Source organism: Citrobacter sp. Cpo069 (assembly GCF_030332785.1).
Classification (GTDB): domain Bacteria; phylum Pseudomonadota; class Gammaproteobacteria; order Enterobacterales; family Enterobacteriaceae; genus Citrobacter; species Citrobacter portucalensis.
Genome location: NZ_JAOWHD010000059.1, coordinates 443,772 through 460,928, shown reverse-complemented (window position 1 = coordinate 460,928; position 17,157 = coordinate 443,772). Strand labels below are relative to the sequence as shown.

Genomic DNA, 17,157 nt, shown 5'->3' with positions numbered 1-17,157 from the left:
GAATATCAATTATCATTATTGTCAGTAATGGGGCTAAAATGATTGTGTCTATGAACACCCTTCATGAGTGCGCGATGAAGGGAATGCCTCCATAAGGAAATCGCCGATGCTCAAAGAAAACTTCAACGAACTGCAAATCTTTCTGGTGGTGGCAAGGGAGCGAAGTTTTACCAAAGCAGCGGGTAAACTGGGCGTTTCTCAGTCTGCACTCAGCCACGCGATGAAGGCCCTGGAGGAAAGGCTGAATATCCGTCTTCTGACCCGTACGACCCGAAGCGTTGCCCCTACGGAAGCCGGTGAGAGAATTATTGCCTGCCTCGAACCTCGCATTGCCGATCTTGAACAGGAACTGGAATCGCTTGTTCAACTGAACGGCACTGCCTCTGGCAATATTCGTTTATCTGCCGGGGAGCATGCCGTACGAAGTCTGGTATGGCCGAAGTTAAAACCCTTTCTCAGGGAATACCCGGAAATCAATGTTGAACTGGTCGTTGATAACGGCTTTGTCGATATTGTTGAGGGGCGTTTTGATGCCGGGATCCGCTTGGGCGAAAGCGTCGATAAGGACATGATTGCGGTAAGAATTGGGCCGGACATGAGAATGGCTGTGGTGGGAGCACCGTCTTATTTCGCTGCAAATCCTGCCCCTGAAACGCCGCACAAGCTACAAAATCACCGGTGCATCAATATGCGCCTGCCGACTGCCGGTGGGCTTTACCACTGGGAGTTTGAGAAGGATGGGAAACCGTTACGGGTCAGAGTGGAAGGGCAGGTCACGTTTAATCTGCAAGCGGAAAGGATTGATGCGGCGTTATCCGGTTTTGGTATCGCCTGTATACCTGAAGACAGGGTGCAGGATTATATAAAGTCAGGAGAGCTTATTCAGGTTCTGCAGGACTGGTGCCCATCTTTCCCCGGATATTACCTCTACTACCCGAGCCGTAAGCAGCATCCGCCCGCTTTTGCGCTGATGATCGATGCACTTCGCTACCAGGAATAACGGGTCTGCCAATCTCAGCGGACCCTTCCGGATATTAACGGCCTACGCGGGCCTGATGTTCAGGGGAGTAACGCTTGCCGACGACTTTAATAGTTTCAAGCGCCTGGGTTATCTGCCGTGAGTCATCCTGCGACAGAATGATATCGGCGGCCCCCAGGTTTTCTTCCAGCCGGTGCAGTTTCGTGGTTCCAGGGATAGGAACAATCCACGGCTTTTGTGCCAGCAGCCATGCCAGCGCGATTTGCGCAGACGTCACGCCTTTCTCCGCCGCCAGTTCCCCCAGTAATGAGACCAGCTTTTCATTGGCTTCAATCGCCTGCTCGGCGAAACGTGGCACTGTGCTACGGTAATCATCCTTCCCAAACGTCGTTCCAGGCTTAATCGATCCCGTCAGGAAGCCTTTACCTAATGGGCTGAAGGGCACAAAACCGATGCCCAGTTCCTCCAGCAATGGCAGGATCTCCTGCTCAGGCTCGCGCCACCACAGGGAGTATTCGCTTTGCAGCGCAGTGACCGGTTGTACGGCATGCGCACGACGAATGGTTTGCGCACCCGCCTCGGACAGACCGAAATGTTTAACTTTGCCTTCAGCGATCAGGTCTTTCACCGTTCCTGCAACATCTTCAATCGGGACATCCGGATCGACACGGTGTTGGTATAGCAGGTCAATAACATCAGTCTTAAGACGACGCAGTGACCCTTCCACCGCTTCACGGATATGCTCCGGACGGCTGTTTAAAATCTGCTGCTTGTTGTCGTCGCCAAAAGTAAATCCAAACTTAGTGGCGATGACCACGCGGTCACGAAACGGTTTTAAGGCTTCGCCAACAACCTCTTCATTAAGGAAGGGGCCATACACTTCAGCGGTATCGAAGAAGGTGACGCCACGTTCAACCGCTGCGCGAATGAGCTCGATAGCCTGTCGGGTATCGGTCGCCGGGCCGTAGCCGTGGCTTAAGCCCATGCAACCGAGCCCAAGCGCGGAAACTTCGAGTCGGGATTTACCCAGATAACGTTTTTGCATTGAATGAAACCTCTCTTATCGCGACTTAAACATCAAGTTTGCGGCCAGTCAGCCATTCCACCATCGCCGGGTCACGGTGGGAGAAGAAGGCGCTGGTAGCGGTATCGAGGGCGGCAATTTGCAGCATATCCTCAGCGCTGAGTTCAAAATCGAGAATATTGATGTTCTCAGCCATGCGTTCTTTGCGGACCGATTTCGCCAGTGAAACGATGCCTCGCTGGAAGATCCAACGCAGCACAACCTGGCCCACGCTTTTACCGTACTTCTGGCCAATTGCTGTTAGCACGGGATGCTGGAACAGACCATTTTTACCCTCTGCAAACGGTGCCCAGGCTTCCGGCTGAATGCCACGGCTTTGATTCCATGGAACGGCATGCAGCTGCTGGTTGAAGGGGTTAACTTCAATCTGGTTCACCGCAGGGGCAACGTTGTTGAAGGCGATAAGGTCGGCCAGTCGGTCAGGATGGAAATTGCTAACGCCAATGGCGCGGATTTTGCCAGCCTGCTGCAGTTCTTCCATCGCACGCCATGCCCCATGGACATCGCCGTAAGGCTGGTGAATCAGATACAGGTCAACGTAATCAAGCTGCAGTCGGTTCAGAGAGCGTTCGAACTGGGCTTTCGCGCCTTCATAATTAGTATCATGCAGCCACAGTTTGGTGGTGACAAACAGTTCATCACGGGCGATGCCGGTCTGTTTCAGCGCGTTCCCGACCTGGGTTTCATTCTGGTAAGACGCGGCGGTATCGATCAGACGGTATCCCGTATCGATGGCATCAATAACGGCTCTTTCGCATTCCGCAGCATCCGTCATCTGGAAGACACCAAAGCCCAGCAGGGGCATTTCAATCCCGTTGTTCAGTTTTACAGTTTGCATGACGTTATCCTTCAGCTGTTGTGTTGGAAAAGCATAACGCAAAGTGATTTATTCGATTAGATGGGGTAATTAGCTAGGGTTTATTAGATGTGTTCATTAATTTAGAGGGGGAAGGAAGGTCGGCTTTGTGCCAGAAGCGGACATTCAAGAACCCTTGATAGGTCATTTATACGCGAGAATTTAGAGATGTCGTGTTAAAATAGATTACGATTAAAATCTATTATGGAGTGATGATGGGGCGTTCAAGTAAGCTGCAGGCCGAAGCTAACCGGGCACTGATTGTAGAAAAGGCCAGTGGCCTTTTCAGGGCACATGGCATAGCGAATGTTAGCGTCTCAGACATCATGAAAGCGGCGGGAATGACGGCGGGCGGGTTTTATAAGCATTTCGAATCCAAAGAGAGTCTGGCACGGGAAGCCGCTAGCCTGGCATTTGAAACATCCACTGCCAGCTGGGGCAATGTTCCCTCAGAGAAGAATGGCAATAAGCAACAACAGATAGCCCAATATTATTTCACGCCAAAACCTACAGATAAACGCTGTCCAATGCTGGCTTTTGGTAATGACTTAATGAAACGGGACGATCCGGTACTTGCCAATAAATGTACTGCAGGCATTAAAGAACTTTTTCAGGTTTTTGCGGAGCAAGTTACATCTAACAAAGGCGGCGACCGGGATCTCGCAATGTTTGCAGCAATGATTGGGGCAAATTATTTAAGTGAGCTGAGTAGTGACCCTGAATTTTCAACGCGAATCAGAAATGCTGTTCTCGACCTGTTGTGATCTCCAATCAATGAATACGGGAAACCAGCAGTCCTCCCGTATGTACTCAAGCTATAGGTAACTGTGAGGTGGCGGATTTTTTGATAGCGTTTACCAACTCTTCGGTGGTGAGAACTTCAGTTGCATATGTCGGGCCGTCAATGTCCATTGCGGCATGCAGGGCTTCGTGAGAACGGGCAGATGTTGCGTCTCTTACCAGAGTAACGTGGAAGCCAAGTTCCATACCAATACGGGCAGTAGCTTCAAGACAGGTGTTGGCTAAAAGACCTACACAGATGATTTTTTCCTTACCATAGCGCTTCAGTTTGTGTTCAAGATCAGTGTTCGGAAAGCCGCTTGATCCCCAGTGTTCGGTTGCGACCACATCCCCTTCATGTACCTGGAAATCGTCATGAAAAGTCCCCCCCCAGGTTCCTTTTGCGAATGCCTGACGTTGCCCGGCACCTAGTTGGTAAGGTGACGGATATTTCCAGTCTTCATAGTCACCCGGCTCCCAACGATGGTGTGGGACATGGTAAACGGTAATTCCAGCTTCACGTGCAGCCGCCACGATTTTACGCAGGTTCTCATGCATGTTGTTTTCTTCAGCGATATCTTTCACCCAGGGAAATAGCTTTCCGCCCTCGGCCAGAAAATCGTTATACAGATCGATGCACAGCAATGCAGTGATTTCGGGTTCATATACCGGGTTAGTCATGTCTTACCTCTCAATTCAATGGTGCGGACACCGTTAATGTAAAAATAGATTATGATCGTAATCTATTTAAGTAAAGAGAAAGTTAAGACAGTTTTGGTTTACTGAAGGCAAAGAATTTGTGACGAGGGTACACGCTTACGATTGCGTTCGGCCTGTTCTCTCGATGCTCTACCTATCTGTTACCCCTTCTTGCGCATGACGACCAACTTGGTAACCAGGCGTTGGCAGGTTTCGCCATTCTGATTCACCGTGCGGCATTCCAGCGATACGATTCCACGATCCGGTTTGGAGCGGGATGGAACGATGTCGAGAATCTTGCTGACTACGTGAAGGGTATCACCCGACCGGGTTGGCCGAGGCCATTCAATGTCTCCACCCGTGCCGATAATGCCGCTGCCCAGCGGCACGCTGGCCACCAACAGCTTCATTGTGATCGCAGCCGTATGCCAGCCACTCGCGCGAGCCCCTGAAACAGTGTGTTCTTTGCGGCTTCCTCATCAAGGTGGAAGGACTGAGGATCGAACTGGCGGGCAAAAGCGATGATCTGCTCCACATTGAGATGTTGTTCTGCACTACGGTATTCCGCGCCGACCACAAGGTCGTCGAGGAACAAAGGGGCGTGCTTCGTCATGTCGATAATCTCCGTGAGGGTAAATGCATTGCTTAGGGTGTTTCAAGCATACCCGGAAATAGATTGCAGCTGAATTCTATTTCAGTCATCTTCCCGGTGAGATCGCTTCAGGATACAAGCCTGTTGCCGGACGGCCGATAGTTACAGCCGAGCTGGAATCTGAGCGACAATTATCAGACGCTCTGGTCTCAGAATTTCTTGAAAGGGAGATGATTGTTCTCGGTGCGCAAATGTACAACTTTTCTGTCTCCAGCCAGTTGAAGGCCTCGACGGACAAAATCGCCCAGCCAGGGCAAACCTTGAGCTACAACCCAACCATTGCTATGTCCGTTCTTCGCTCAAAGCAGACCTTGGAATTGAAAGCAGAGGGACTACCTGACACAATTTTGTACAGTGAAGAGTCGGGCGTTGTTAACGTTCAGATTTTCAATGTATCAATGACCATCCGCAGGGCGGGAGAGATGTTGCGATGGGGATAATAGAGAAACAATCCTTCCATTCGCAGGCTGTAACGCTGCAACACCCTGATAAGCTTACCGCGTTCTAAATCATCCGCGACCAGTTCAACAGGAACATAGGCCAATCCGAGGCCCAGTCGGGCGGCCTCTGCTTCCATATAGCTGTCGGATAAGGCCCATTGGCCTTCGGGTTGATGAGTGATTTTTTTATCATCCTGAGTGAGTTCCCACTGGTATACGCTGCCGTCGGCAAACTGATAGGCGATACAGGGATGCGTCTTTAAATCTGCCGGGGTTTGTGGAAAACCGTAGCGACGAAAATGTTCCGGAGTACCCACAATCGCCATCTCCATATCGGGCGTGATGCGTACCGCGACCATACCCTGGCCGACTTCAGGCCCCAGACGGACGCCTGCATCGAATCTTTCCTCGATGATATCGACGAACCGGCTCTCATTCATCAGTTCCAGCCTGATATCAGGATAGCGCTGTTTAAATACCGCCAGCTTCGGCAGCAGGCATTTATCAATCGCGTGCTGGCTGGCATTGATACGCACCGTGCCGGAGGGCGTCTCCCGATAATGCGCCAGCGTGGCAAGCCCAAGATCTAACATATCAAATGCAGATGCCGTCTTCTGGTAGAGCTGCTCGCCTGCCTGCGTCAGCGACAGCTTACGCGTGGTGCGCACCAGCAACTGGACGCCCAGCCTTTCTTCAAGCTCGCGAACAGAGCGGCTGACCCCTGACTGAGCAAGACCCAGCCGCTGAGCCGCTGCGGTAAAGCTGCCTTCCCGTACCACCTGCATAAACAGGTACAGCTCGTTGTAGTTCTCCCTTTTCGCCATTGAAAAATCCCCCCTTCATGCCAGCAATCTCAGCATTAATTTATAACAATATGGTATCAATCTTAGCAGTAATCGCCCCCTAATCAGCACTAATTCTGCTCACTATAATGACCCCATCAAAGCAAAGCACCGCAGCGTTGTCCGTCGGAAAACTGTATCTGTCTGTTGTTTTTTATGGGGATTTTTATGAATGCCTTCACCCGAACGCTAAAAACCGCGATGCCGGCCATGCTGTTATTCGCATCATTAAGTGGAGTCACGATAATGAGTTATGCTGATTCAACCAATCCTAATGCCCCTGTGTCCATGACAGATACATGGGATAAAACGTTCGCCGAGAGCCAGAAAGTCGAACATCGTAAAGTCTCGTTCCCGAACCGATATGGCATCACCTTAGTGGGTGATCTTTACCTGCCTAAAGACCGTGGCGATCGCAAGCTGGCGGCGATTGCGGTCAGTGGGCCATTTGGCGCGGTGAAAGAGCAATCCAGCGGCCTGTATGCGCAGACGCTGGCGGAACAAGGGTTTGTTACCCTGGCGTTCGATCCTTCTTACACCGGGGAAAGCGGCGGCTATCCGCGAAACGTCGCCTCTCCGGATATCAACACGGAAGATTTCAGCGCGGCGGTGGATTTCTTAGGGCTGCAAAAAGAGGTGGATCGCAACCGTATCGGGCTGCTCGGTATTTGTGGCTGGGGCGGCATGGCGCTGAATGATGCCGCGATGGATACCCGCGTTAAAGCGGTGGCTACCAGCGTGATGTACGACATGAGCCGGGCGATGGGCCATGGTGTGGGGGATGGCAAAGACCGTTATTCCACCGCCGACCGTCGTGCTGTTCTGCAGTATCTGAGCGAACAGCGCTGGAAGGATGCGCAGAGCGGCACGTTCGCACACGGTGCTCATGATATTAGCGTCGACAGCAACGGCAAGGTCAGCGCGGGCGAGCGCGTTCTGCCAGAAACGCTGCCGGTAAATCCACATCCGGTACTGAAAGAGTTCTTTGACTACTATCGCATGCCGCGCGGCTTCCACGAACGTTCCGTTAACTCGACCGGGGCGTGGACGGCAACGATGCCGCTGTCGTTTATGAATATGCCGCTGCTGAGCTACGCCAGTGAAATCACCATCCCGACGCTGATTGTGACCGGTGAGAAAGCGCATTCACGCTATTTTGCTGAAGATGCTTTCAAGGCGGTCGGCAGTAAAGACAAAGAGCTGGTGGTGGTACCAGGGGCAAATCACGTGGACCTGTACGATAACGTGGCCGGAAAAATACCTTTCGCGAAATTCGAACAATTTTTCCAGACCAAACTGAAATAAATCCTCTCCTGAATTGATGCAAAGCCATCGATCTATGGCCGGTGGCTTTTATCCTGATCTTCGTGAAATTTCACTATGTCGACGCTAAACCAAACACCATCACCTCATCATCAGCGCGCATACTGGGGCGGTATTTTTGCCATGACCCTGTGCGTGTTTGTGCTGATTGCTTCTGAATTTATGCCCGTCAGCCTGCTCACGCCGATTGCCCGCGATTTAGGCGTGACGGAGGGGTTGGCTGGGCAGGGGATTGCTATCTCCGGCGCACTGGCGGTTCTGACCAGCCTGACGCTTTCAACGCTAGCTGGAAAGATGAATCGTAAGTTCCTGCTATTGGGAATGACGGTCCTGATGGCCGTATCGGGGCTTATTATTGCGCTGGCTTCCAGTTATCTGGTGTATATGGTCGGTCGTGCGATGATTGGTGTGGCGATTGGCGGATTCTGGTCGATGTCTGCGGCAACGGCGATTCGTCTGGTGCCGCAGCAACAGGTCACGCGTGCGCTGGCGATTTTCAATGCCGGTAATGCGCTGGCGACGGTCGTGGCCGCGCCGCTGGGAAGCTATCTGGGTGCCACGGTCGGATGGCGAGGCGCTTTCTTGTGCCTGGTGCCCATCGCGGTGGTCGCCTTTATCTGGCAGTGCATCAGCCTGCCCAGTATGGATGCGAATAAAAGCCGCACGTCACCTGGCGATGTATTCCGCATACTTAGCCGCCGCGTGGTTGCGGTTGGCATGCTGGCCTGCGGCCTGTTTTTCATGGGCCAGTTTACGCTATTTACCTATGTGCGCCCGTTCCTGGAGACCGTGACGCGGGTTGATTCCTCAGGCTTGTCGTTGATTTTGCTGATTATCGGCGTAGCCGGTTTTATCGGCACGCTGGTTGTTTCGACATTCCTCAACAGAAAATTCTACCCTACGCTGATGGCCATACCTGGGTTGATGGGCGTCATTGCCATCGGCCTGATGCTGACCGGGCATCATGTCTGGACGGTTACGCTGTTGTTAGGGCTCTGGGGCATGCTGGCCACCGCCGCCCCAACCGGATGGTGGACATGGATTGCGCGTACGTTGCCTGATAACGCTGAAGCCGGAGGCGGGCTCATGGTCGCGGTGATTCAGCTCTCCATCGCCCTTGGATCAACGGCAGGAGGCATCGTGTTTGACCACCTTGGTTGGCAGAGCACATTTGCCATGAGCAGCGTACTGCTCCTTTGCGCGGGCGTACTGACCTTTTTCACCGCCCGCCAGAAGGCCGGTGCGCGTTAATCCGGCGAGGGCCCGCGCTCCAGAAAAGTGGAAAGCGCAATATAGCTGCGTACGGAACGTACGCCCTCAAGGCTCTGAATCTCCATCAGGAAATTTTCCAGCGATTCGGTATCGGCGGCGCGTACTTTGATAAAGACGCAGCCGTCGCCGGCAACGGTATGCAATTCTTCCACCTCCTTGCGGCTGGTGAACTGCAAAAGGGCGCGCGTCGCCTGATAGCTACTGGTGTCGATAACCAGAAACGTTAACAGCGTCCGTCCCAGCTTGCAGCCATCCAGGACCGCCACGGTACCCTTAATCACCCCGTCACGCTTCAGTCGTTTTACGCGATCGTGAACTGCCGGGGCTGATAAATTCACAATTTCACTCAATTCCGTGTAGCTGCGTCCTGCGTCCTCTGCGAGGGCACTTAATATTTTTCGGTCAATAGCATCCAATTCCGCCGGTTTATGTCTTGTCTGCCGAATACCATCTTTTTCTTTATCAAATGCGCTCATTGGGCTTCTCATTCTGAATGAAAATATGAATATACTTAATTTTACCTAATATTATTAACTCACAAAACAGATAATGGAGTTGCAATGCCTATCGCACTTTTCGCCCTCGCTGTGGGCGCATTTGGTATCGGCCTGACGGAATTTGTCATCGCCGGGATCCTGCCACAAATCGCAGCAGAATTTAGCGTCAGTATCCCGAAGGCGGGAATGATGGCGACGTCATACGCGCTGGGCGTATTTATTGGTGCACCGCTGTTAACGATTGTCGGCGCGAAGATCCCCCGCAAGGCCATGCTGATTGCGCTGGCGGGTATCTTTACGATCGGTAATATCATGACGGCCATCGCGCCGACAATGGAGATAGCGATTATCGGCCGTATTATCACCTCATTTAATCATGGGGCCTTTTTTGGTATCGGCTCGATTATAGCCGCATCGCTGGTGGCGCCCGGACGCCAGGCAAGCGCCATTGCCTTTATGTTTTCGGGGCTGACATTAGCCAATCTGCTTGGCGTTCCGGCGGGGACCTGGCTTGCGCAAACCTTTAGCTGGCGGCTGGTATTCTGGATCATTGCCGGTATCGGGCTGCTGACGATGGCAAGCATAGCCGTGCTGGTTCCGCATATTGCGAAAGGCAAAGCGATTGCTTTACGTAACGAACTGAGAGCCTTTGTTGACCCGCAGGTGCTGCTGGTCATGGGGATCACGATTTTCGGCCCGGCTGCCTTTTTCACCTCGATTACCTACATTGCGCCAATGATGGTGCAGGAGGCCGGTTTCTCCGCAGGCGGCGTGGCTGGATTAATGGTGCTGTTTGGTCTGGGACTTGCCGTCGGTAACTGGATTGGTGGGCGCTTCGCTGACCGCTCTCTGTTTGGCACGCTGTTCGTCACCCTCGCGGCTCAGGGGCTGGTGCTGCTGGTTTTCTGGGCGGGTGTTGAAAGCCAGTGGGTTGCCAGCATCTCAGTCTTCCTGATGGCGGCCTTCGGCTTCGCGACGGTCTCACCGATTCAGAAACTGGTGATGGAGCGTGCCAGCCATGCGGGAGCCCCGACAATGGCGGCCTCGGTCAATATCGGCATGTTTAATCTGGGAAATGCACTGGGGGCATGGGCTGGCGGGGTAACCATTGCTGCGGGTTTTGGACTGGCTTCTCCGAACTGGGCGGGCGCGATTCTGTCCTTCATTGCGTTGGGCCTGGCTGTTCTTGCGTGGCAAAGTGCGCGTAAAGATTATATTTTGCCGGTACTTGAATAAGTTACCCAAGGCGATGAGCGCCCACTATGGGTTGGGTGCTCTTTTAAACGATTTAGGTGATTTTCTAAAACGGCTACTGCAGATTTTTCTCTTTCAAAAACTGACTCACCAGGTCAGCAATCTGCACATTATTGAGATCAGAGAACGGGAAGTGGGTATTCCCTTTGATTCCCACTTCAGGCAGATGCGTCACCGTCACATCCCCGCCATGCTTATTCACCACGTCACGCCACTCACGAGCCATCGCCAGACGTACGCGCCAGCTGTCCTGCGCGGGCATGGTGACAGGCTTATCAGGTATGTTATCGCCGTAAATAATCAGAATCGGGATTTTGGTCAGAGCCATAAACTGCGCCATTGGCACAGGTTCACCCTTCAACGTGTCGAACGCGCTTGGCATCGGGGCAGGGAGTTCTTTTTCCGGGAAGACAAAGCTGCTGCCGGGCTCAAAGGCGACAATGGCTTTGACCTTGTCGTTTTTCATCGCCGTGTACCAGCCTGGTCCGCCACCCTGAGAGTGGGTGAAGAGGATTGCCGGGCCGGATTTATCCACGACGGCGGACATCGCATCAGAGATAACATCGATATCAAACGGCCCGGTATTTGGGGTCATCTGACGGAAATACTGATTCAGTGCTTCTTTGTCGTGAGAGAACTGAACGCCTTTAAAATACTCTGGCCACACGCCTACGCGGAACTGGTTGAACCACATCTGTTCATCCGGTTTAGGCGTAACAGTACCTTCTACCGTCGTGCGCCCGGCGCTGCCCCGACGCGGCTGATCGACAAGATAGGTTGAGAACCCTCGACGCAGGAATATGTTCTGGAAACCTTCACGACCATCCGGGGTACTTTCCCAGGTACGGGAGAACTGACCTGCGCCGTGCAGCATGACGATAGGGTATTTATGCGAATTCTCGGGGATTTGGTAGAACACTGAGGCATGATCGCCATGATAGGTTTGGCCAGCTGAATCCAGCGGCTTTTTCGCATCAAATGTTCCTGGTGCGGTGATGATAGTGCCACCCGCAGAAAAGCTTCCCTGTTCCTGAATGACCAGCGGCTCGGCATAGACCGACTGAGCCACCAGGCCACCCGCTATTACGCAGATGGCCAGCGTTTTTAAGATTGTCTTCAAGATTACATCCTCTGTTATGTTTGCCGTTCAATAATATCTGAGTTATCAGCGTTAATTATTTAGCACCCCTGATTGCCCTTATTTGGCAGACTCATGAATGCGGACGATTAATGCGTATCGCCTCTAACCAACTGACCTTATTTGCTACCGAGCGCCTGTTGCAGCGCCTTTTCAGCCCGCGTTGCTGCATCATTTTCGCCATGTTCACGCAGAAGCTGTGCCAGCTGGCGCAGCTGCGCTGCCGTCAGGCCGACCCGCATGCTGGCTCGCATATGTGACAGCAGTTGTGATTCAACGCCCGGCGTGGCCGCTAAAGCGCCAACCGTTGCCAGCTCGCGGCTTTGCAAGTCGAGGTTATCGCGGGCGAAAATGTCACCGAAAAGGTGCGCTTGCAGGAACTGGTTAATGACCGGGGCAAAATCAAACAGCGGGCCCTGGACGGGCGCGCCTGAGATTTTTGTCTGGTTTGCGGTACCGACACGGCGAAGCTCATCCCCGACAGGGATCGGGGCAACCGGCTCTTTACCCTCGACGTCTTTGATGCCACGTTGTTTACGTGCTTCGACGACCTTCATCAGCTCGCTAAGCGCATTCAGGCTACGGGGGAAGCCCGTATAGGCATAAAGCTGGACGAGAATCTCTTTGGTTTCGTTTATTGAGAGCCCTGCGTCAAGACCCTGATTCAGGGCGGCATTCAGCTTATCCATCTGGCTGCTGGCCATCGATGCCGCAATCAACGGGATGGCCTGTTGGCGGGCTGACAGCGTATCTGAAACGGTTTGTTGGTGGCTCATTTCTGAGGCTCCTTGATTGACGGGCGCAGCATGTGCCGCGAGACCAAAACCAAAGGTCAGCAGTACCGCTGCCGCTAATGCTTTAATGGGCGTGGTATTGTTCATCTGTCACTAACTCCTTCCAGTTAACGCTTTTGCCATCCACACTCCCGGTTATCGCCAGATGCGTCATCGCGCTGCCGGGTGCCGCTCCGTGCCAGTGTTTGACCCCCGCCGGGCAAGAGACAACGTCACCGGCGCGGATAACCTGCACCGGCTGGCCTTCTTGTTGGGTGAGCCCAACGCCCGAGGTCACAATCAGCCGCTGGCCTGCCGGATGCGTATGCCAGGCGGAACGAGCACCGGGTTCAAAGGTGACATAAGCCCCGGAAACAGGGATGTCGTTATCCGGTTTGAAGAGAGGAGCAACCCGGACGTGACCGGTAAAATTCTCGGCGGGCCCATACACTGCGTTCTGACTTCCTGCGGGGGCGATATGGACAGAGGGATTTTGTTCCGCTGCCCAGGATGAAAATGTGAAGAAGGGCAGTAACAGCCCGAGGTAACGTAAATGTCCGATCATGCAAAGCGTCCTTATCAATGAAGAGGGGATTGCCTGCGATGATTTTATCGAGGGGGTAATGACGTCAGGCTGACGCCCCCCTGACAATTCTGTCAGTTAACCCGGGTTCCGGCTCAGTGCCGGAGTGAGCGTTGCCCGAAGCTTTATCGTCTTGCATCGCAAAGGTGAGGCCAAATGTATTGATGCCAGCTTCACTACGGGCAAAGACATCTCCTCGGTGCATAATGGCGACGGCACGCACGATCGACAGGCCCAGTCCATGATGGGTATCACTCCTGGCCCGGGAGGTGTCAACGCGATAGAACCGCTCGAAAAGTCGGTGTAAGTGCTCTGGTGCTATTGGATCGCCCGGGTTTGACACTTCAACACAGGCTTGATGACCTTTTTCGCTTAAGCGTACCGTAACCGTACTATTGGAGGGTGAATGCCTTGCGCTGTTTTCCAGTAAATTAGCCAGTGAGCGGTGGAACAGCCGTCGGTCGATGTGCGCGGTGACGTCGCCTTCCACATACAGAGAAAGCTGTTTTTCAGCAAAAGAGGGTTCAACGTACTCCGCTGTTTTCAGGGTTTCTTCCCGCAGGGACACCTGCGTAAGCTGGGAAGCATGCTCACCCGCATGAGCATGGGACAGGAACAGCATGTCGTTAACTATCGACGTCATGCGTTCAAGTTCTTCCAGATTGGAACCCAATAACTCTTCCAGTTCATCATGTGAACGTCGGCGTGAGAGACCCAGCTGCGTCTGGCCGATCAGATTAGTCAGTGGGGTTCGAAGTTCATGCGCAACATCAGCATTAAAGCTTTCGAGTTGTCGCCAGGCGACCTCTTGCCGTTCCAGCACGCCATTAAAAGATGATGCTAATTGCTGTAATTCGTCAGGTAATGCTTCGGTATTCAGGCGCTGACCATGGTCCCCGGGAGCGAGATGCCGGGCCTGTTTACTGAGCGCCCCAACGGGACGAAGACCGATCCTTGAAACGACGTACCCCAGTAAGGCGACAATCACGACGCCCAGTGCGGTAATGATCAACAATGTACGGGTGAACGCATCGAGTGTGCCCATGTACGGCGTGGAGTCGATGGCAACCACATAGCGAAGCTCAGGCCTTTCACCGTTGGCGGGAATCGTTTTCACTAACAAAAACAGCGAGCAGGCACCTTCTGATGCGCCGGGCACTTTATTAAACCCTTCCCGCAAAGAAGACCACTGAACACCCACCGGTGGTGTTCCCCCCATGCTAAAGCGTGGGTCATCGCTCACTATCCAGTAGCGAACGCGTTCACCTTCAGAATTGGTTAACACGGTGAATTTATTGGCAAGCAGTGACCAGCCGTCAGCCGAAGTTCGGGCGGTGATCCACGGGCTCATTAATGATTCACGGAATAACAATTCGTTGTGCATCTGCTTTTGCAAAGAGTCATGCAAGGAGCTTCTAAGCAGGATACCGATAATGGACACTATCAGTAGCGCGGATAAGGCAAACATCAGCGCCAGGTGAACGGAGATGGAACGCTTAAACATGCTTATCCCCTTCATTTATTCGGACCGGACTTCAAGGACATACCCCATGCCACGAACGGTATGCAGCAGTTTGATATCGAATGGGGCGTCCACTTTGGCCCGCAGACGTTTAATGGCCACTTCAACCACGTTGGCATCGCTGTCAAAATTCATGTCCCATATCTGCTCCGCAATCATCATTTTTGACAGAATCTCCCCCTGATGCCGGGCCAGAAGGCTCAACAGGGAAAACTCTTTTGCGGTCAGCTCCAGGCGCGTTCCGGCTCGAAATACGCGGCGAGCCAGTAGGTCGAGATGCAAATCGTGAATTTGTAGTTGGGTGATGTCTGCGCCATCCGTAGAGCGGCGGCGCACCAGTGCCTGAATTCGCGCCACCAGCTCAATCAGCGAGAAGGGCTTGGGCAGATAATCATCCGCGCCAAGGCGAAGCCCTTTAACGCGCTCATCAACCGAACCCCGTGCCGAGAGCATCAGCACAGGCGTTTGTTTGGCTGCTCGCACCCCCTCAAGTACCCGGTAGCCGTCCATCCCCGGTAGCATCACATCCAGTATTATCGCGTCGTAGTCGAACTCCAGCGCGTAATGAAGACCTTCAGCTCCGTCTGCAGAAACATCTACTGTAAACCCGGACTCACCCAGCGCACGGGAGAGATAGGTTGACGTTTTTTCTTCATCTTCGACTAACAACAGGCGCATAACGGGACTTCCTCTTAACTTTTCAACGGTGCTTCAATACCTGAACAACCCTGTGACTGAGACCATTTTGCCTCCCGGTTGCCAACATAAAGCTGACAGTTACCTGACAGCATTGTCAGAATCGCTTAGCCTTCCCAGCCCGTTTCCTGACAAAAATGTTATTTCCCTGTCACCTGGCTGACAGTCCTCTCGCCCTAATCTGGGTCAGCATATTTAAATCCGCGAGCCTGAGTAACCAGGCCGACACTCATCGGGAGAGACCATGAAATTCACGCTTATCAGTGCAATGCTACTCACGGCAATGGCTGGAGTGACCTCAGCCAATGCAGCTGATTACAAAAAGAATCCATTCACACTCGTCTATGAAGGTGCCATCACCGAGAACGTTAAAGGCAAGGTCAATATTCACCCCGTGAAATACGATCTACATGGCATCCAGATTGCTGCTAATGTCTATACCCCTGCTCACTACGATCCCGCCAAAAAATACCCTGCTGTGGTGGTCGCGCATCCTAATGGCGGCGTAAAAGAACAGGTCGCCGGGTTGTATGCCCAGCGCCTTGCCGAGCAGGGCTACATCACCATTACCGCCGATGCGGCTTATCAGGGCGCTAGCGGTGGGATGCCGCGCAGCGTGGATAAACCCGCTAATCGCATTGAGGATATCCACGGTATGGCTGACTACATTAGCCAGTATCCTGGTGTAGATTCCGCCCGCCTTGGTCTGCTGGGTATTTGCGGTGGCGGCGGTTATTCACTTGTTGCGGCTGAAACTGACAAGCGGTTTAAATCGATAGCAACCATCAGCATGTTTAATTCAGGCCTTGTGCGCCGCAACGGTATGCAGGATTCACAGCTAGATACAATCCAGCAGCGTCTTCAGCAGGCGTCTGACGCACGTGCTCAGGAAGCAGCCGGAGGAGAAGTGCTTTACTCCGGCGATGCCAACCTGACTGATGAACAGATTGCTAAATTACCTTTTGCCTTGTATCGCCAGGGCTACGAGTACTACTGGAAAACCCACGCGCACCCGAACTCCACGTTTAAATACACCACCAGCAGTCTTCTGGATTTGATGAGCTTTGACGTGACGGACCATATCAATCTCATCAATAAACCGCTGCTGATGATTGCCGGTACAAAAGCGGATACACTCTATATGACTGAAGATGCGTTCGCGAAAGCATCCGGTACGAAGGACAAAGAGCTTTTCCTGATCGACGACGCTACCCATATCGAGACATATTGGGTGCCTAAATATGTTGATAAGGCTTTGCAAAAGTTAGACGTCTTCTTTGATAAAAATATCTAGTTAGCCACAGATGATGCCCCAGCCGCAGCAGGCTGGGGTATGCCTTTCAGTTGTAGTCACTTGCCGCTGCAATTCAAATTGCGTATTCACGCGATATACCCAGATTAACGATGTTGCGGTTAAAGATAATTACGCTGATTAGATAGGCGCTATGAGTTAAATTCATAAGCGTTGTGGATATGTGGTGGTTATTTTTATAGATGAACGGTCAGTGCCATCATGGTGCTGGCAGCTGTAAACAACGCAATTATCCAGCCCATCGTCCATGGCGTGCCGTCACTGAACAGAGTGAGAAGAAGTGAAGAGATGATGCGATCCTGAAGAAGGGGATAACCAACTGATAGAAATGCAGAAAGCAGACGTCAGTGAACGTCTGCTTCCCTAAAATATGGCTCCTCTGACTGGACTCGAACCAGTGACATACGGATTAACAGTCCGCCGTTCTACCGACTGAACTACAGAGGAATCGTGTG

The 17,157-nt window shown here is 52.7% G+C and carries 19 protein-coding genes and 1 tRNA gene; 7 read left to right on the top strand and 13 right to left on the bottom strand.

Going from position 1 to position 17,157, the window contains the following annotated elements; all coding sequences use genetic code 11:
* Positions 1-106: 106 nt before the first annotated feature.
* Positions 107-1,000: a LysR family transcriptional regulator gene (locus tag OGY08_RS18250; RefSeq protein ID WP_241177286.1), complete on the top strand. Its 894-nt coding sequence runs from the start codon at positions 107-109 to the stop codon at positions 998-1,000.
* 34 nt (positions 1,001-1,034) lie between these two features.
* Here OGY08_RS18250 and OGY08_RS18245 read toward each other — a convergent pair whose 3' ends face one another.
* Together OGY08_RS18245 and OGY08_RS18240 are read right to left on the bottom strand one after the other, a co-directional pair.
* Complete coding sequence (locus tag OGY08_RS18245) at positions 1,035-2,024, bottom strand: aldo/keto reductase (protein ID WP_241177287.1); 990 nt, start codon at positions 2,022-2,024, stop codon at positions 1,035-1,037.
* Between the two features lie 25 nt (positions 2,025-2,049).
* The gene (locus tag OGY08_RS18240; protein ID WP_241177289.1) at positions 2,050-2,901 is read right to left on the bottom strand and encodes an aldo/keto reductase; all 852 of its coding nucleotides are present in this window, start codon (positions 2,899-2,901) and stop codon (positions 2,050-2,052) included.
* Positions 2,902-3,131: 230 nt separating this feature from the next.
* Between OGY08_RS18240 and OGY08_RS18235 the strand changes: the two genes are divergently transcribed.
* Complete coding sequence (locus OGY08_RS18235; protein WP_241177300.1) at positions 3,132-3,683, top strand: TetR/AcrR family transcriptional regulator; 552 nt, start codon at positions 3,132-3,134, stop codon at positions 3,681-3,683.
* Positions 3,684-3,729: 46 nt separating this feature from the next.
* Here OGY08_RS18235 and OGY08_RS18230 read toward each other — a convergent pair whose 3' ends face one another.
* From OGY08_RS18230 to OGY08_RS18220, 3 genes are all read right to left on the bottom strand, one after another.
* Positions 3,730-4,380 carry a cysteine hydrolase family protein gene (locus OGY08_RS18230; RefSeq protein WP_241177304.1) on the bottom strand — a complete coding sequence of 217 codons (651 nt, stop codon included), beginning with the start codon at positions 4,378-4,380 and terminating at the stop codon, positions 3,730-3,732.
* Between the two features lie 179 nt (positions 4,381-4,559).
* Positions 4,560-4,808 (bottom strand): hotdog family protein, encoded by a 249-nt coding sequence (locus OGY08_RS18225; protein ID WP_241177306.1) that lies wholly within the window; start codon positions 4,806-4,808, stop codon positions 4,560-4,562.
* Positions 4,805-5,011: a hotdog family protein gene (locus tag OGY08_RS18220; RefSeq protein ID WP_241177308.1), complete on the bottom strand. Its 207-nt coding sequence runs from the start codon at positions 5,009-5,011 to the stop codon at positions 4,805-4,807. Before OGY08_RS18220 ends, OGY08_RS18225 begins: the two co-directional genes overlap by 4 nt.
* Before the next feature lie 62 nt (positions 5,012-5,073).
* On the opposite strand from OGY08_RS18220, the gene OGY08_RS25340 reads away from it, so the two are divergent.
* On the top strand, positions 5,074-5,490 hold the full coding sequence (locus OGY08_RS25340) for an NAD(P)H-dependent oxidoreductase (RefSeq protein ID WP_502873291.1): 417 nt from the start codon (positions 5,074-5,076) through the stop codon (positions 5,488-5,490).
* Here OGY08_RS25340 and OGY08_RS18210 read toward each other — a convergent pair.
* Positions 5,430-6,314 (bottom strand): LysR family transcriptional regulator, encoded by an 885-nt coding sequence (locus OGY08_RS18210; RefSeq protein ID WP_125362936.1) that lies wholly within the window; start codon positions 6,312-6,314, stop codon positions 5,430-5,432. The genes OGY08_RS25340 and OGY08_RS18210 overlap by 61 nt on opposite strands.
* A gap of 264 nt (positions 6,315-6,578) precedes the next feature.
* On the opposite strand from OGY08_RS18210, the gene OGY08_RS18205 reads away from it, so the two are divergent.
* Both OGY08_RS18205 and OGY08_RS18200 read left to right on the top strand, forming a co-directional pair.
* A complete protein-coding gene (locus tag OGY08_RS18205) occupies positions 6,579-7,637 on the top strand; it encodes an alpha/beta hydrolase (RefSeq protein WP_125362937.1) in 1,059 nt (352 codons plus the stop codon).
* Positions 7,638-7,778: 141 nt separating this feature from the next.
* Positions 7,779-8,906 carry an MFS transporter gene (locus tag OGY08_RS18200; RefSeq protein ID WP_125362995.1) on the top strand — a complete coding sequence of 376 codons (1,128 nt, stop codon included), beginning with the start codon at positions 7,779-7,781 and terminating at the stop codon, positions 8,904-8,906.
* Here OGY08_RS18200 and OGY08_RS18195 read toward each other — a convergent pair.
* Complete coding sequence (locus OGY08_RS18195; protein WP_087050470.1) at positions 8,903-9,403, bottom strand: Lrp/AsnC family transcriptional regulator; 501 nt, start codon at positions 9,401-9,403, stop codon at positions 8,903-8,905. The genes OGY08_RS18200 and OGY08_RS18195 overlap by 4 nt on opposite strands.
* Before the next feature lie 84 nt (positions 9,404-9,487).
* Here OGY08_RS18195 and OGY08_RS18190 point away from each other — a divergent pair, with 84 nt between their 5' ends.
* Positions 9,488-10,660, top strand: coding sequence for an MFS transporter (locus OGY08_RS18190; protein ID WP_125362938.1), 1,173 nt, complete (start codon positions 9,488-9,490; stop codon positions 10,658-10,660).
* 73 nt (positions 10,661-10,733) lie between these two features.
* On the opposite strand, the gene OGY08_RS18185 is transcribed toward OGY08_RS18190, so the two are convergent.
* The 5 genes from OGY08_RS18185 to OGY08_RS18165 form a co-directional block, all read right to left on the bottom strand.
* Positions 10,734-11,798 carry an alpha/beta hydrolase gene (locus OGY08_RS18185; RefSeq protein ID WP_219013522.1) on the bottom strand — a complete coding sequence of 355 codons (1,065 nt, stop codon included), beginning with the start codon at positions 11,796-11,798 and terminating at the stop codon, positions 10,734-10,736.
* Between the two features lie 137 nt (positions 11,799-11,935).
* Complete coding sequence (locus tag OGY08_RS18180) at positions 11,936-12,697, bottom strand: carboxymuconolactone decarboxylase family protein (RefSeq protein ID WP_125362940.1); 762 nt, start codon at positions 12,695-12,697, stop codon at positions 11,936-11,938.
* Positions 12,675-13,154: a (R)-mandelonitrile lyase gene (locus tag OGY08_RS18175; RefSeq protein ID WP_125362941.1), complete on the bottom strand. Its 480-nt coding sequence runs from the start codon at positions 13,152-13,154 to the stop codon at positions 12,675-12,677. The genes OGY08_RS18180 and OGY08_RS18175 overlap by 23 nt, the downstream gene beginning before the upstream one ends.
* Before the next feature lie 64 nt (positions 13,155-13,218).
* Entirely contained in the window at positions 13,219-14,676 is a 1,458-nt protein-coding gene (locus tag OGY08_RS18170; protein WP_241177314.1) for a heavy metal sensor histidine kinase, read from the bottom strand.
* A gap of 15 nt (positions 14,677-14,691) precedes the next feature.
* Positions 14,692-15,372 carry a heavy metal response regulator transcription factor gene (locus tag OGY08_RS18165; RefSeq protein ID WP_063216386.1) on the bottom strand — a complete coding sequence of 227 codons (681 nt, stop codon included), beginning with the start codon at positions 15,370-15,372 and terminating at the stop codon, positions 14,692-14,694.
* A 262-nt stretch (positions 15,373-15,634) separates the two neighbouring features.
* Here OGY08_RS18165 and OGY08_RS18160 point away from each other — a divergent pair, with 262 nt between their 5' ends.
* The gene (locus tag OGY08_RS18160; protein ID WP_125362942.1) at positions 15,635-16,684 is read left to right on the top strand and encodes an alpha/beta hydrolase; all 1,050 of its coding nucleotides are present in this window, start codon (positions 15,635-15,637) and stop codon (positions 16,682-16,684) included.
* 389 nt (positions 16,685-17,073) lie between these two features.
* Here the strand turns inward: OGY08_RS18160 and OGY08_RS18155 are convergent.
* Positions 17,074-17,149, bottom strand: a tRNA-Asn gene (locus tag OGY08_RS18155).
* Between the last annotated feature and the right edge of the window lie 8 nt (positions 17,150-17,157).